The 15,106-nt window shown below is 38.8% G+C and carries 10 protein-coding genes; 1 reads left to right on the forward strand and 9 read right to left on the reverse strand.

Annotation, left to right across the window (positions count from 1 at the left end; translation table 11 throughout):
- Positions 1-238, forward strand: a 238-nt coding sequence (locus EZ456_RS21160) for a transposase (RefSeq protein ID WP_165501332.1), incomplete at its 5' end; no start/stop codon positions are given.
- A 223-nt stretch (positions 239-461) separates the two neighbouring features.
- Here EZ456_RS21160 and EZ456_RS21165 read toward each other — a convergent pair.
- From EZ456_RS21165 to EZ456_RS21205, 9 genes are all read right to left on the reverse strand, one after another.
- Complete coding sequence (locus tag EZ456_RS21165) at positions 462-1,424, reverse strand: acetyl-CoA carboxylase carboxyltransferase subunit alpha (RefSeq protein ID WP_131533612.1); 963 nt, start codon at positions 1,422-1,424, stop codon at positions 462-464.
- Between the two features lie 605 nt (positions 1,425-2,029).
- Entirely contained in the window at positions 2,030-3,589 is a 1,560-nt protein-coding gene (locus EZ456_RS21170) for a S10 family peptidase (protein ID WP_131533614.1), read from the reverse strand.
- Positions 3,590-3,721: 132 nt separating this feature from the next.
- A complete protein-coding gene (locus EZ456_RS21175; protein ID WP_131533616.1) occupies positions 3,722-4,114 on the reverse strand; it encodes a hypothetical protein in 393 nt (130 codons plus the stop codon).
- Positions 4,115-4,140: 26 nt separating this feature from the next.
- Complete coding sequence (locus EZ456_RS21180) at positions 4,141-5,202, reverse strand: DUF5007 domain-containing protein (protein ID WP_131533618.1); 1,062 nt, start codon at positions 5,200-5,202, stop codon at positions 4,141-4,143.
- 10 nt (positions 5,203-5,212) lie between these two features.
- Positions 5,213-5,914, reverse strand: coding sequence for a fasciclin domain-containing protein (locus EZ456_RS21185; RefSeq protein ID WP_131533620.1), 702 nt, complete (start codon positions 5,912-5,914; stop codon positions 5,213-5,215).
- 11 nt (positions 5,915-5,925) lie between these two features.
- The gene (locus EZ456_RS21190; protein ID WP_131533622.1) at positions 5,926-7,377 is read right to left on the reverse strand and encodes a RagB/SusD family nutrient uptake outer membrane protein; all 1,452 of its coding nucleotides are present in this window, start codon (positions 7,375-7,377) and stop codon (positions 5,926-5,928) included.
- An 11-nt stretch (positions 7,378-7,388) separates the two neighbouring features.
- Positions 7,389-10,538: a SusC/RagA family TonB-linked outer membrane protein gene (locus tag EZ456_RS21195; protein WP_131533624.1), complete on the reverse strand. Its 3,150-nt coding sequence runs from the start codon at positions 10,536-10,538 to the stop codon at positions 7,389-7,391.
- A gap of 406 nt (positions 10,539-10,944) precedes the next feature.
- Positions 10,945-13,284, reverse strand: coding sequence for a family 20 glycosylhydrolase (locus EZ456_RS21200; RefSeq protein ID WP_131533626.1), 2,340 nt, complete (start codon positions 13,282-13,284; stop codon positions 10,945-10,947).
- 228 nt (positions 13,285-13,512) lie between these two features.
- The gene (locus EZ456_RS21205) at positions 13,513-15,093 is read right to left on the reverse strand and encodes a SusD/RagB family nutrient-binding outer membrane lipoprotein (protein WP_131533629.1); all 1,581 of its coding nucleotides are present in this window, start codon (positions 15,091-15,093) and stop codon (positions 13,513-13,515) included.
- Between the last annotated feature and the right edge of the window lie 13 nt (positions 15,094-15,106).

Here is a 15,106-nt window from a genome sequence, read left to right on the forward strand (position 1 = left end):
AGGTAAAACCAGGGTACACCGGATGGCTAATAAAGAGCTTAAAAGATTGCTGCATATGTGTGCATTATCTCTAATTCAACATAATGCGGAATTCAAAACATATTATAATAGAAAAAAGGATGAAGGGAAGCATAGCATGAGCATAATTAATGCTGTTAGAAACAAGATAGCACTAAGAGTTGCTGCAGTTATAAAAAATCAAGCCAGCTATAAAAATAACTATAATATGGCTGCTTAAAATTTGTTTTTATCATAACAATCATGCTGATCCGATAGCTATCGGATTTATTTCAGCATCTATCATGCTACAAAGACCCTGAAATAAATTTACTCCGTAGCTTTCCGCTTCGCTACAGGTCAGGGTGACGAATCTGGTAGTATCCTTAAAAGCTGTGGGTTTATTCACAAAAAAATCCCGTTCAGCATTGCCAAACAGGATTCAAATTTATTTTAGTTAATGATTATTCGTTTACAACACCCATCGCACAGAATTTATCAATTCTTTGTTCGATCAGTTTATCCGTTTTTAGTTTGCCTAAAGCAGCTAAATCTTTAATAAGGTAGTCTTTTAAAGTTCTGCCCATTAACTCTGGATCTTGATGCGCACCTCCAAGTGGCTCTGGAATAATGCCATCGATTAGTTTGTTGCCAAACATATCATCAGAAGTTAATTTTAGGCACTCAGCAGCTTTCTCTTTAAAATCCCAGCTTCTCCATAAAATAGATGAACAAGATTCAGGAGAGATTACCGAGTACCAGGTGTGCTCTAACATATAAACTTTATCGCCGATACCAATACCCAAAGCTCCTCCGGAAGCACCTTCACCTATTACAATGCAGATAATAGGTACGCGTAGAATAGACATTTCCAATAAGTTTCTGGCAATAGCTTCACCTTGTCCACGTTCTTCTGCCTCTAAACCAGGGTAAGCACCCATAGTATCGATAAAAGAAACAACCGGTTTATTAAATTTTTCAGCCAAACGCATTAAACGTAATGCTTTGCGGTAACCTTCTGGGTTGGCCATACCGAAATTGCGGAACTGACGCTCTTTAGTATTTTTACCTTTTTGGTGACCAATAACCATTACCGTTTGACCATTTATAGAAGCAAAACCGCCAATAATTGCTTTATCGTCTTTAACCGTTCTATCGCCATGCATTTCAATAAAATCATCACAGATCATATTGATGTAATCGAGGGTTTGCGGGCGATCGGCATGACGGCTCATCTGAACCTTATTCCAACCGGTTAAATTTTTATATAAGTTATTGGTAGTTTCATCTAATTTACCATCAAGCTCGTCTAAAGTGGCAGACATATCTACCTTAGTTTTTTCGGCAACTTGCTTAACCTTTTCTATCTGCTGAACTAAATCGGCAATAGGTTTTTCAAAATCGAATGATGTTTTTATTTGCTGCATAATTGAACCACAAAAATAAGTAATTATTTTTAGTTTGTAGTGAACAGTTTTTTGTTTGCAATTTTGAAGGGAATAAATCTCTTTAGCGTATAGGCAAATCAGCATTGCAAATAAACCATTTATTCTTTCCCTTTTTTGATTTGGAAAGCAATTACAGTAGTTTTTCGGTTACGGCACCCCCGCCCCCGTTTCTGCCGATAGAAAAATCGGCATCTCACTCCGGTCGGGTTTAGATTACGTCTGTTCTTGCAACTATGAGGGGTTTCCGTGCCACCGTCCTAACCTATCTAGCCCTGATTGAAGCGGCATACTTTTTTATAGCACTAACTTCAAATATCCTGTCATGCTGAGGCACGAAGCATCTCTCTCCTATGAAAAAGATGCTTCGTGCCTCAGCATGACACCAACAATAAAAAAGATATAGCTGCAAAGCAGGACTAACGATAATCAATACACTGCAAAGCGCTCCAAACAAATCGAAAATTACTTTTAAGAGTTCGCAACTAACTAGCGCGGTGCGAAGAAATCTTTGAGCGATTTATTTGGATTCGATTCAAAGATTTCTCCATGTCGCTACGCTTCAGTCGAAATGACGTATGAATAAATTAAAATTTCGCAGCCTCGCCTGCTTTTGGTAAGGCTTTTTTGATAAACTCACGAATATGGTTATTCGCCGTTTTAAGATCATCTTTACGTAAATACATCATGTGCCCACTCCGGTAACCTTCCCAACTCATACGGTCTTGCAGTTTGCCTGCAGCATCTAACTGCCACATGCTGTATTTCGCGTTGAAATAATCGCAGGCACCATCGTAATAACCCGATTGCACCAATAAATGCAGATACGGATTTTGAGCCATGGCCTGACGCAAGTTATCGCCGGTCTGGTCGCCGGTTTTGTCCCATGGGTAAACGGAACCGAACATATTGTATTTTAAATCGGTTTTATAATTCAGCTCATTACGGATGTACATATTGATGGCTGGCGTAAAGGAATGCAACCAGGAAGTTAATTCTGCATTGTAATCTGGTCCTTCGCCAGCACTCATTTTATCGATGCCACGATAACGCGAATCTAACCTGCCAACAGTAAAGCCTTTATCTCTCAATAATTCTTTCCAAAAGAAATCGGTTGGTACGTTGAGGTTATAATCTAAAATTACTTTTTCTGAAAGACCAGAGTAACGGGCCATTTTTACGGCAATGGCTTTCTTTTTGTCAGCAGTTAACATCCCACCCTGCGAAATAGCAGGGATTAGCTCATTAATAGTAAAACTTTCAACTTCTGGAAGCATCGCCGTTAAATCTTTGCCTTGTAAATCGGCCGCCAGGGCTTTATGGTACCAGGCTGTAGCTGCAAAATACGGCAAACGCAAAGCTGCATCAACAGGACCGCTACGTTCAATGCCGAGCTCTGTTGGTGAAACCAATACCACACCGTTTAAATACATCCACTGGCTGTTCTGCAGCTCTAAAGCCAAGCCCGAAACGCGTGTGGTACCATAACTTTCGCCAATTAAAAATTTTGGAGAGGCCCATCGGTTATTGCGGGTTACAAAAGTATTAATCCACTCGGCCAGGTATTTAATATCGGCACGTACACCAAAAAACTTATTTGTAGGAATATCTTTACTCACCGCCCTCGAATAACCTGTATTAACCGGATCGATGTAGATAATATCGGCAACATCTAAAATAGAATATGGATTTTCTTTATAACCATAAGGCTGCACGGGATAACCTTCGTCATCAATATTCAAAACCACAGGACCGGTATAGGCGATGTGCATCCAAACTGAAGCTGAACCTGGGCCGCCGTTAAAAGAGATTACTAAAGGTCGCTTATCACGATTTTGCACATCGCTGCGTTCGTAATAAGTATAAAATAAGCCTGCAATTGGTTTTCCATCTTCATCCCAAACCGGTAATGTACCTGTAGTGGCCTTGTATGGAACTGCCTTGCCATCGATATTTACAGCATGATTGGTCACTACCGAACTCTCCACTTTAATGGTTCTTTCGTTTGCCGAAGATTTAGGTTCGTCTTTAACGGTAACCTGGGTAGTGGTTACGGTTTCTTTAGATTGGCTTTTTCTTGGTCCCTGTTGTGCATATGCAAAAACGCTTATGCTTAAAAATGTAGCAAGTATAAATCTGAATTTCATTGTTTTGGTTTGGTTTCTAAATATCAAACTATTGTGCCGTTTATCAAAAAGCGCATTAGAAATGTTACTATAAAAGAAAAAGTCTTGGCGTTTGCCAAGACTTTTTTATTCAATTTATATCGACGTTCAGGATTAACCAATTAGCGTTTCTGCCGAGGCACTATATATTTGCCAACCTATAGAAGTGTTCCCGGTAACGGTAACGTATATATAGTATTCGTATGTACCATCAGAAATGTACCCTTCAAATTTATCAACGTTAATAGTGCCTCCGGAATGAGAAACACTTGTTAAGTTAACCGTGCCAACACCTTGTATGGTAGCCACAATATTGGTATACAGCTGGCCTGTATTATACTGGATACTGGCAACTCCTGGCACACTATTATCTGCAGTAAAATCTTTTGTAACAACTATTGGTGGAAGATGCTTTTTTGTGCTTTTCGCTGCATCCGATTTAAAACTGCTAAATAAACAAATGGCGGTTGCCATTAAAAATACAAAATAACGCGTTGTTGTTTTCATGTTTTTAAGATTTATGGTTTTAGGATTTATTTTTTGGTTGCTGCTAAAATAATCTCGTATAGATATTTACCTGGTCTGTTTATCCTAGTATTAAACCTAACGTTTAACTTAACCGGTCTTTTGCTCCAAGTACCATAAGGCAATTGCGAAGGTGGGCCCCAAGTTGCAGCACTCGCTGTATCTATTGAAGCAATATTGTTGGCATTAAGCCTATAGTAACAATTTATACCATTGCTTTGCGTATCCCAGTAAAGTGCTGGGAAAGGGCTTGTTGCATAATCGTACAATACTGCAGTATCGGTAACTGTAGTTTTATAGGCAAAAGTAGCCAACGATTTAAGATAACTATTTCCACTTGGCCTTAGCTTATATTCGGAAGGTGTAAATAAGGCGCCATTTTTATCTTTAAACTTAAGTACCACCTGATTTGGAAAATCGGCAATCCGTTTAATTTTTAACCAAGCGGTGGTTGAACGGCCGATTGTAGCATCAATCCAATCAGCGTCATAGGCAAATCTTACTGCCGTCTCGCTATTTGCTTCAACGGCTAATGCATATGGTGCATTAATGTATTCATACTCAACTTGCGGAGCAAGAATTATTGTACAGATATTATTGTAAACTTTGGTACCATTTGGGTTTTCAACCTGAATATCTAATAGATATTCTCCCGGAGGGATATTGTTACTCCCCTCGTTAAAAACCATCTGACCACTCACTGGCGCAACTTCAAAAGGTGTTTTTTTAACCCTCGATCTTTTTGCATTGATTAAAGCAAGTGTAGTATCGGTTCTAGGATCATAGGGTAGTTTCCATATGTCTATTTCGTATTCCTTGAAAAATTCTTCTGCACGCTTACCTGTTGCTTTGTTACGAACATTTAGCAAGGTTACTTTAAATGGCGGTGTAGATGCATCAGGAATTAAACCTTGCGAAAGGTAAAATGAGCCTGCATTTACCCTTAAAGGATTTGAAGAATAACGCAGGTAATCGCTTAAAAAACCTTCTTTTACTTTTTTACAGGCATTAAAGCCTATCCCAGCAATGATAAGGCACAATATGCCTCCGAATAAATATATCTTTTTCATAAAAATTGCTTTAAAAATCTTTTACTTTAAATGTCCATGGATGTGAGTTGCTCAGTACATGAACAATACCGTTTGTGGTTTCGATACCTGATGTTTGGCAAACAGTACTTCTATCCAATAAGCTTTCATCACCGCTTGGATCTTCCATTTTACCATTAACCATAACATCTCTGTCGCCTAAAACTTTTATAAAATAAACCAGTTTGGCATCGTTGGTTATAATCCCATCTACCAGGTAGCCAGTTGTTTTGGTATAGGATATAATGAAACTTTCGGCAGGAGCAACAACAGAATGATGGATCTTACCTTCTTCGGTAAGCTGTGCGTACGAAATTTTACCTTTAAAAACGTAGATACCCAACGAATCGCGGAGCATTGCAGGTGTAAAATATTTAAATAGAGAATCCAATGTATATTTTTTGTTCTCATCAATCTGACGGGCTTCGTCGCGTTTAATGTTCAGAAAATTATTAATTGAATAATTGTTTGGAACAAAGAAAGTAACATTTCCATTTATTACGTCTTTTAAACCAGCCTTATCAATTACCATCAGGGTGGTATCGAAAACTTTTTTAGGATGTGATTTCAGGAAATCGTAGGTATTAAAATTCACCTTTGGGTTACTTAGTCCGCCATCAATAATGCCGTTTCCTTTTTTACAACTAATGAATACGGCCATAGCTGCAAAAATTATAAATATGTATTTTTTCATGTTGTATCTTATTAGTATTTACCTTTCCAGAATTCGGTTTGGTTAATGAGGTTATTGTTCTGAAGAATGCTGTTAGCAATCGGCCATCTCCAGCCTTTAAGTGCTTTTCGGGCATCAGTAAGCCAAATCGGACTACGATTCATCCTTACACCATCAAAGAAATTCTGACCTTCGCCGGCAAGTTCACGAACGCGTTCGTTCATAATATCGATTTTTAAAAGGTTGCCCACAGCACTGCTTCCACCTGTATTGGCTCTCACCCGAACAACATTTAGAGCTGTTTTTGCCTCAGTATCTCTTGTTAATGCATTTAATGCTTCTGCTTTTAACAGATACATATCTGCCAGGCGGTAAATGATCAGGTTACTTTCGATATAAGGTTCTGTAGGGGTTTTGTATCCAACATCGCTGTATTTTATTAAAAGATCGATATCGGCACTGCTGCTATAACCATAAAATTTCTCTAACCTTACATCTGCTGTATTAGGGTATATATTAAACAGGAAATCCGAATTGATGTAGTATAATGGCTTGCTGAAACTATTTGTATAAGGTTCCATTAAAGTCTGAAAACCGATACCACCATAGAAGTACGCTTCCTTTTTTGCATTAGAAGAAGGAATTACAAAAATATTCTCTTTCGAATTTGCATTTTTAAACGGCATTCTGATATTATCTGCTGTTTCCAGTCCATAGGCATCAACCCTGTTGATAATCGAATCGGTATAGGCTAGTGTTTTGGCATATTCATGACGCCAGGCAGTTACGTGGGCCAATAAGCCTAAAGCAGCTCCCTTATTTGCCCTTACCCTTTGGTATTGAGCTGTACCTTCAAAAGTCATCAATGCCGAAGCTTTACCCGCATCGCTAATGACCTGATCGGTAATTTTTTCTTCGGGCGATTGCGCCAGAAGCTTAATCTGTTCGGCAGTATAAATAGGTTCGTTTTGCAGGGGTACTTCTCCCCAAACCCTTGCCATATAGAAATAGCATAAACCACGTAAGAAATAGGCTTCGCCAACTATATAATTTTTGGCTTTGGCACCTCCTGCAAATGATGCATCTGGTATTGATGGTGTTTTATCGATCACCAAATTACAAACGTTTATTACCTTATACCAGTTGGTCCAGGTGTGTGCACCACCTTCGCGATAGTAAACCGCGTTTAAACCACCATTTACATAAGGGCCCTGCATGTTGGTATCATCTGTTTTAAACTCGCCATACGGTAAGTCGCCCCAAATAAAGAAGGCATTATCGGTATACAAACTTGTTCTTAAAAGTCCATATGCGCCGCTTATGGCACCCTGAGCATCTGCTTCAGTTTTCCAGAATTTATCATCATAAGTTGCATTATCCAATTCATTATCTAAAGCCTTTTTACAGGATGGGGCTATGAGTATGATCAGTAGTGTGGCCATTACCAGCAAACTACTTCTTGTTTTTTTATATTTCGTTTTCATCTGCTTAATTTTTAAAATTCTACCTGGATACCTAGTGTGTATTTTTTCGGGATGGGATATCCATCACCAAAATCGTAGCCCTGGGCATTTACAGCTTCGGCATCAATTCCAGAGAATTTCTGGAACATCACCAGATTATCTGCCATGGCGTAAAGTTTTAGGCGGTTAATGCTAAGTTTTTTCATCCACGGATTACTTTTTGGTACAAAATCATAACCCAGGTTTACGTTCTTTATCCTTACATACCAGCCTGGTTCTACATAAAAAGTTTGATTACTTCTGAATACATATAAGCCTGCAAAAGGATTTAAGGCAGGAAAAGTTGCATTATCACCTGCCGCTCTCCAGTAATTATATTGTTCATAATCGCCAATAGATGCTCTTGCCAGGTCTTCTGGATTACCATAAAACAATCCGTTCGATAATCTTTGTGCCAGGGTATTGTTCACAATAGTTCTGCCCAAAGTAAAAGTGGTGAAGATCGACAAAGAGAAGTTTTTATACCTGAAAGCATTGTTAATACCCCCTGTGGCTTTCGGATTTGGATCGCCATAAAAGGTAATATCGTTTTCACCATTATTATCAGATATTTTGTAATCTCCGCTAATGTCTCTCCATTTTGGCATCCCTAAAATCAATGTTCCCCATTTGGTACTTCCTACCTGCCCGGTATACGGATTTACCAACAGGTCGTTTATGGAATTAATTACCCCATCGGTAATATACATTTGATACATATTTAACGGCTTACCCACAACATAGATAGTACCGTTGCTGTACAAATCGCGGTTTCCGTTTGGAAGTGCGGTAACAATGTTTCTATTGAATGAGATGTTAATAGAAGGGCTCCATTGAAAAGCAGATTCAGGTTTAAAAACCCTACCAGAAATTTGAAATTCAAGTCCTGAGTTTCGAACACCAGCAGCATTACTCAATGATGTACTAAAGCCCGACGTTTCAGGAACCAATACTTTTAACATTTGCCCTGTTGTGTTTCTGATATAAGCATCAGCGGTTATACTTAGGCGGTGTTTGAAGAGATCTACATCAAGGCCGATGTTGGTTTGTGAAGATTCTTCCCATGTTAAGTTATTATTGGTTAACTTATTAAAGTTTGGATAAATTACAGGAACGCCATCGTATGTTCCGGCGCTACTACCGTTGTAACCTGCCCCACCCAGCGAAAAGCTGTTATAACGGTCGTTATCGCCAATACTGGCTTCATCACCACTCAAACCCCAGCTAAACCTAACTTTTGCCAAATCGATCCACGAAATATTTTTCATGAAATTTTCTTCTGTTGCTACCCAAGCTGCAGAAAAAGATGGAAAAACTGCCCATCTATTATCGCGCCCAAATCTTGATGAAGCATCAGCCCTGAGATACGAATCGAAAAGATATTTTTCTTTATAATCGTAATGCGCACTACCAAAGAAAGATAGTTTTGCATATGTAGAATGATCGGATCCTCCACTCAGATCACCTTGGGCCACACCCGATACAACTTTTATATTATCATTCGGGATGCCCTCACCAGCAACAGATAACGATTGGTTATCACGGCTCTCGAAAGCCTGACCAGCAAGAAAATTGATATTGTGGGTTTCGTTGATGCTAAAATTATATAACAGGGTATTGGTGATCAAATATTTTAACCCTTCACTAAAACCAGAATACGCATAGGCTCTGCCGTTGTATTCGCTTCTGGCCGGACTAAAAAAATCGCGTTTGGATGAACTATAGTTAATTGCACCTTCAGTATTAAAAGAGAGATTTTTAACAATATTGTAAGTGAGTTTGGTTACAATACTCACATTATTATCGGCATTGCTGTTCCGTACCGTTTCGTAGGGTGCCTCTATATCGGCCCTATCCTGATCGGACAAGTAAAATAAAGAAGAAGGCATACCAACAGGATTAATCTTGAAAGCATTGCGGTAGCCTTGTTCTTCTGGACGGACTCTGCCAACCATTCTTAATCCTCTACTTAACCTTAACGAGGTTTGCATCTGGAATTTCTCGCTAAAGTTTGCGCCTAAATTGGCGTTTATTGAATAACGTTCATAACCGGTGGCTTTAATAATTCCCTTTTCATTGTAATGGCCAACACCAACGCGGTAATTGAATTTTTCACTCCCTCCTGAAACGGCTAAATCCTGATTAGATACTGTTCCATTTTGATAAAATAAATCCTGCCAATTGTTATTGTTGTTAAATGATGGATTTAAACTGTCTGTCAACATAATCGGAACCTGGTTTCTGATCTGCGTTGGATTTCCATAATTGTAGATCAGGTCCAGCTTCCTCCTTCTCTCTTCAGCCCCGATAACCGTTTCCAAAAAATCTGGCTTTTTAACTATTCCATAATAGGTATTAAAGCTTACTTTTGGAACCCCTGCAATACCTCTTTTGGTTTTGATCAGGATAACTCCATTTGCACCCCTCGAGCCATAGATAGCTGCCGCCGATGCGTCTTTTAACACATCTATAGATTCTACGTCGTTTGGATTTAGAGAGGTTAGAAAGTTGGTTCCGGTTTGCGTAAAGGCTTCAACTTCATCTTCAGATATTGGTAAGCCATCTATCACATAAAGTGGATTACTAAAAGCCCGGTCGCCATCAAATTCTCCTGCAGACATAATCCTTGTATTTCCGCGCACCATTAAAGAGGTACTCACACCTGGCTGTCCAGTAAAATTCTGAACGTTTACACCCGGTAATTTACCTTGCAAAAGTACATCAACACTTGCTGCTGGTAGATTTTCAATATCCTTACTGGTTACTGTTGAGAGCGCAGCGGTAGAGTTTTTCCGTTTTATCTGTTGGTATCCCACCACAAGAACATCAGTTAGTGATTGTTGATCGGGATTAAGGCTGACGTTAATTTCGCTGCGCCCGTTTACCTGAACTTCTTTTAGCTTATAGCCTACGTAGCTAAAAATCAGTACAGCATCATTCCCCGCAGTAAGGTTGTAACGCCCGTTACCGTCGGTACTCACAGTTGTTGTTGCGTTTTTTACTCTTACTGATACGCCAGGTAATGATTGGCCATCATCGGCCCCCTTGACAATTCCGGTTATTTTTAACTGAGCAGCTACGGATGTAGCGGCCAGTAGAAAAACGACAAAAAAGCCGATTTTTCGGATGTAAAATTTGGTCATAGAAATTTATTTTGTTGAGATTAGTTGCTTTATAGTAATTGTTACAACAAGTGTAACAAGTGATTATTTGAGGACGTTTGTTTGTTAGTTACCTAAAGATAAGGTCAAAAAAATAACATTTTCCACCAAAAGAATGCGCAAACGTTTGATTTCTATTGAATAAAAACAGCCTAAAATACCACCTAAAAACATAGTAGAAAGCTATTTAAGGTATATTTTGAGGAATTACTACAAGATTCGAAACAGAATTTCTGGTGAGTTTTAAATTGACGCAAAATGCAGCACAAACGTTTGCTTAAAACATTAATTAAAAATGCGGAGAACAAAAAAGCCGACACTGCATATAACAATGTCGGCTGGTAAAAACTGATTTAATCGAGACGGGTTATAGTTTAATTTTTTTTTATCATTTTAAGGCCAAAATCTCTTTATCTGATAACACCTTGTTCCAAACTTGTAATTCATCTAACTTTCCTTTAAATCCACCGATTATTTGAAGTGGAAAAAACAAAGTTTCCGATTTGCGTACTTTCGTTTTGTCTTTATCTGTAAACACGATCCAGTTATCATACAATCGTTTTTCTAGTTTGCCATTTACGTAAAGACTAGTGCCTTTATTGGTTCCGGTTATAACTATATGTGTCCAACTGTTATCAGGCAAAGCATATCCAAAATCGATATCATAACCTTCTCTCGAAAATCCAAGTTTGCCTGTACCTGTTTGTTTTAATTTTACAGTTGCGTTAGGCGATTTGAATAGCACCGCACCATCCGAATTGTTATTGGCAGGATTTACCCAAAAAGAAACCGTATAATTATATCCTATTTCTGTGTAAGGTAACCTGGCATAACTATCTTTTCCTGAAAATGATAAAGCATTGTTTGAATATCCTTTTGCGTAAACAGCGCCAGTAGTTTTGATTTGATTGTCCTTTTTATCAAAATTAAATTGGGCTATAAATGGCGCATCGTTTTTAGAAAGTTTTCCACTGATGTTTAGCGATGGTCCCTCTCCTATCTTTTTGCTTAAAACATTAAAATCATCGAACTTTAAAGTTGGATTACTTCCTCCCCACATCTTTTGTGCTAATACCTGCATTGCTGGGAATACCCTGTCGTGTACATCCTTTTCCGTAATCCCATTGCCCACAATATCATTCCACACGGCAAAAGAACCACCTAATATAGTAGGATCGCCAGGTTGAAACTGAACGTTTCCAATCATCGAAGGTGTCCATTTATTATAAAGATTTTTAGTATTGAGGTAATCGTAATAATAGCCCGCTGCTGGTACAATATACAACCATCCATCAGGCGTACTAATTTGCTTATACCCCAATTTCTTCATTTCAATAGGATTGGCATAACCGTTATACCAGGTATTCATCACCACGTTTTCTACTTTTACAGGAGTAGTGCCCTTTGCATGTGTTAACGCTCCCCAAAGCCTAACATCTTTCCCAAAACCTTCTACATATTTAATCATGCGATCGGTAAAAGCCCTAAAAACTTCTGCATCTTTTTTAGCATATTCATCTGTACCAATGTGAACCGCTTTACCTGTAAACACTGGCGTGCTACCAGAAATATATTCTTTAAATACATTTTCCATAACCGTATAACTAAGTGGGTTATGGAGATCAAGATGGTCCATACCATATGCTTTACTGCCAATTTCGGGAACTACTTTGGTAAAGGCCAGCGCATGTGCGGGTGCATCAATTTCTGGAATAATTCGAACTGCATAGTCATTGGCTAACTCTTGTAAACCTATAAATTCCTTTTTGGTATAGGAACCATCTTTTGCTGTTAATCCTGGATAGGTTGTATTTTCTAAACGGAAAGCCGAATAGGTATCGGCCCAATTATCGTTGAAGTATTTTTTAAAGCCATTATCATTTAGGTGAATCTGAAAATCGTTCATTTTGTAATAAGACATGAATTTCACATAATCTCTTAAAAACTGCAGGCTAAAGAACTTACGGCCTACATCGAGCACAAATCCGCGCACCTTAAACTCTGGATAATCTCTTGCTAATCCTTTTGGAATGGCATTTTTCTGTTCCAGTAGTTGCAATAGCGTTCTCGTTCCCCAGAACAATCCCTGATATTTTACCGCACTAATGGTAACATATTCATCCGTATTAAAGTAATAACCTTCTTCGCCAATGCTTTTATCTTTTGCGTTTAAGGTTAAAAAAACATCCCCTTTCTTAGGCTTACCTTTCACAATCAACAGGTTAAAACCTAACAGATCTTTCAGCTCTTGTTTTAAAATATTTGCAGCGCTCTGCAACTGTTTTTCATTCTCGGCGTTTAAAACGATTCTGCTAGAGGCTGCTAAAAAGAATTCGCCTTTGGCACCGTGCCATTCGCGTAAAGCAGGAATTACAAAAGGTTGTGGGTTAATACCTCCATCAGGAAATTTGCCTGGAACAACGATCTGTTTAGCTACATCATACTTTATCGTATCACTTACCTGACTAATCAGCTCGAAGTACAAGTTCACATTTGTTGCAACCAATGGAGTAGTTATGCTTCCAGATTCATCAATAATTGGTGTGCGATTACTTCCTTTGAATACCAGCGAATAACCTTTCGGACTTTCGGGGAAAACAACTTTCTTATCGCCAGCTTTTATCTCTTTAACATTAGGCACCGATTGAATAACTGTGCTGTCGGTTTGACCGAATAAAAGACTTTGAGCAGTGATAATGAAACCAATAGTAAATAGAATGCTTTTCATGTGTAAATAATGAATTATTATAATTAGCGTTTAGCGTATTCCGTTAAGCACATTACAGTTTTAATACTGAAGATGATGCGCTTATGAGCTAAAGATAAACTAAACTTCTTTATACGCTCAAGTAAGCTTTGCGCAAACGTTTGATGAAAATGCAGTAGAAAACAATAGAACAAAAAAGCCGACACTGCATAAGCAATGTCGGCTGGTAAAAAACCGGGATGATAAAAATTATTTATCCCACCAAACTTTTCCCACTAGCTTATCGCCTCCGGGAACAGCGGCCGATGCAGCTTTATAGTTTACTGCATTAGTAACGCCTTCGAAAAGCGGATAAGGAAACCGACGTGGAATTGAACCGCCAGTATTGGTATTTGGATATACAATAGGTACTAGTGCCGGAATACCTGTTCTTCTCCAGTTCGACCAGGCTTCATAAAAATCGAGCATGGTAATGGTGTGCGCCCAATATTGAGTACCGATCATTTCTAAACCATTGGCCGCTACATATGGATGGGCCGTTAAATAAGCCGCAGCATCTGTTCCACTTACAGCCATTGATGCATCGTATTGAGAAAGATAGGTCATTGCAGACGTCACCCCAGCATTATAATGCGTAGCTGCCGAACCTCCAATACCATAACGTTGTGCCGCTTCTGCCCAAAGCAATTCGGTTTCTGCATAGGTAAGGATAAAAGTATTGCCATCTCTTTTTAACATACCTGGGTTTGGAGAAGAATAATCGGTAAAATCAGTGTAAGAAGCATCCTGACGAACATCTCTGCCTGCAATACCACTTAAATCTTTACCATTTGGCATCCCTTTTTGTACCGCAGGGTTTGTAACGAAAGCAGGGTTCTGAACCTTGGTTCCATCGGTTAAATATAATTTGGTTACCGCTACCTTGCCCAAACGAGGGTCGTTATTCGTTTTTAAATAATTGATGAAGGTACTGCTCCACCTGGTGTAATAGTTCTCCTGACCACCATCGCCCAATAAAACCTGTGCGTTTCTGTTCTGTGTTACACGGGCACCATTGCTATCATGTTTAAACAAAGCGTTATCCGCATCACCAGTCATGGTTTTACCAACTGCTTTGTTGATATAAGTTTGCGCTAAAGTGGCGTCGGCCTTGGTTAACCTCATTGCCATGCGTAACATTAAACTATTTCCAAAACGTTTCCATTTTGCAATGTCGCCAGCAAAAACAAGATCGCCTGTTACGTTATCACCACTGGCATTTAAGGCAGTACTAGCCTCATCAACCTCTTTTAACAAATCGGTATAAATAGCTTGTTGTGCATCGTATTTAGGATATAAATTTGCAGTATAGTATCCTCTTCCTGCATCAAAATAGGGTATATCGCCATATAAGTCCGTTAATCGCTCAAAAATAAGGGCTTTCCAGATCCTACCCATCTGGTAAACGTTATTATACTGGGTTTTTCCTTTGGTAAACTCAACTAAATCTGCAGCATATTTAACCTGATCGGGATAAGCTTTTTCCCAATATGCGGCCGTATAACCTTCATTAAGCATATATTTATCACCTGCCCAATAACCAATTACCGACGACATGCCTTGCATCATGGTAGATGCATAGATTAAATTCCCCCGCCAGGTTTCGTAAGCAAAATCGATGCTTCCGGTATAATTTAACTGAGCTGTAGATAAAAGAAAGTTTGGATTGTATTGCTCTTGTCCAACTGATGTTGGATCTGTATTAATTTTTTCAAAGTCTTTGGTACAACCAGCTATCAGGGCTAATCCAGATAATAAAAGTGGTACGTATAATTTTATGATCGTTTTCATTTTAAATTCGTTT

The sequence above is a fragment of the Pedobacter psychrodurus genome (genome assembly GCF_004331735.1).
Classification (GTDB): Bacteria; Bacteroidota; Bacteroidia; order Sphingobacteriales; family Sphingobacteriaceae; genus Pedobacter; species Pedobacter psychrodurus.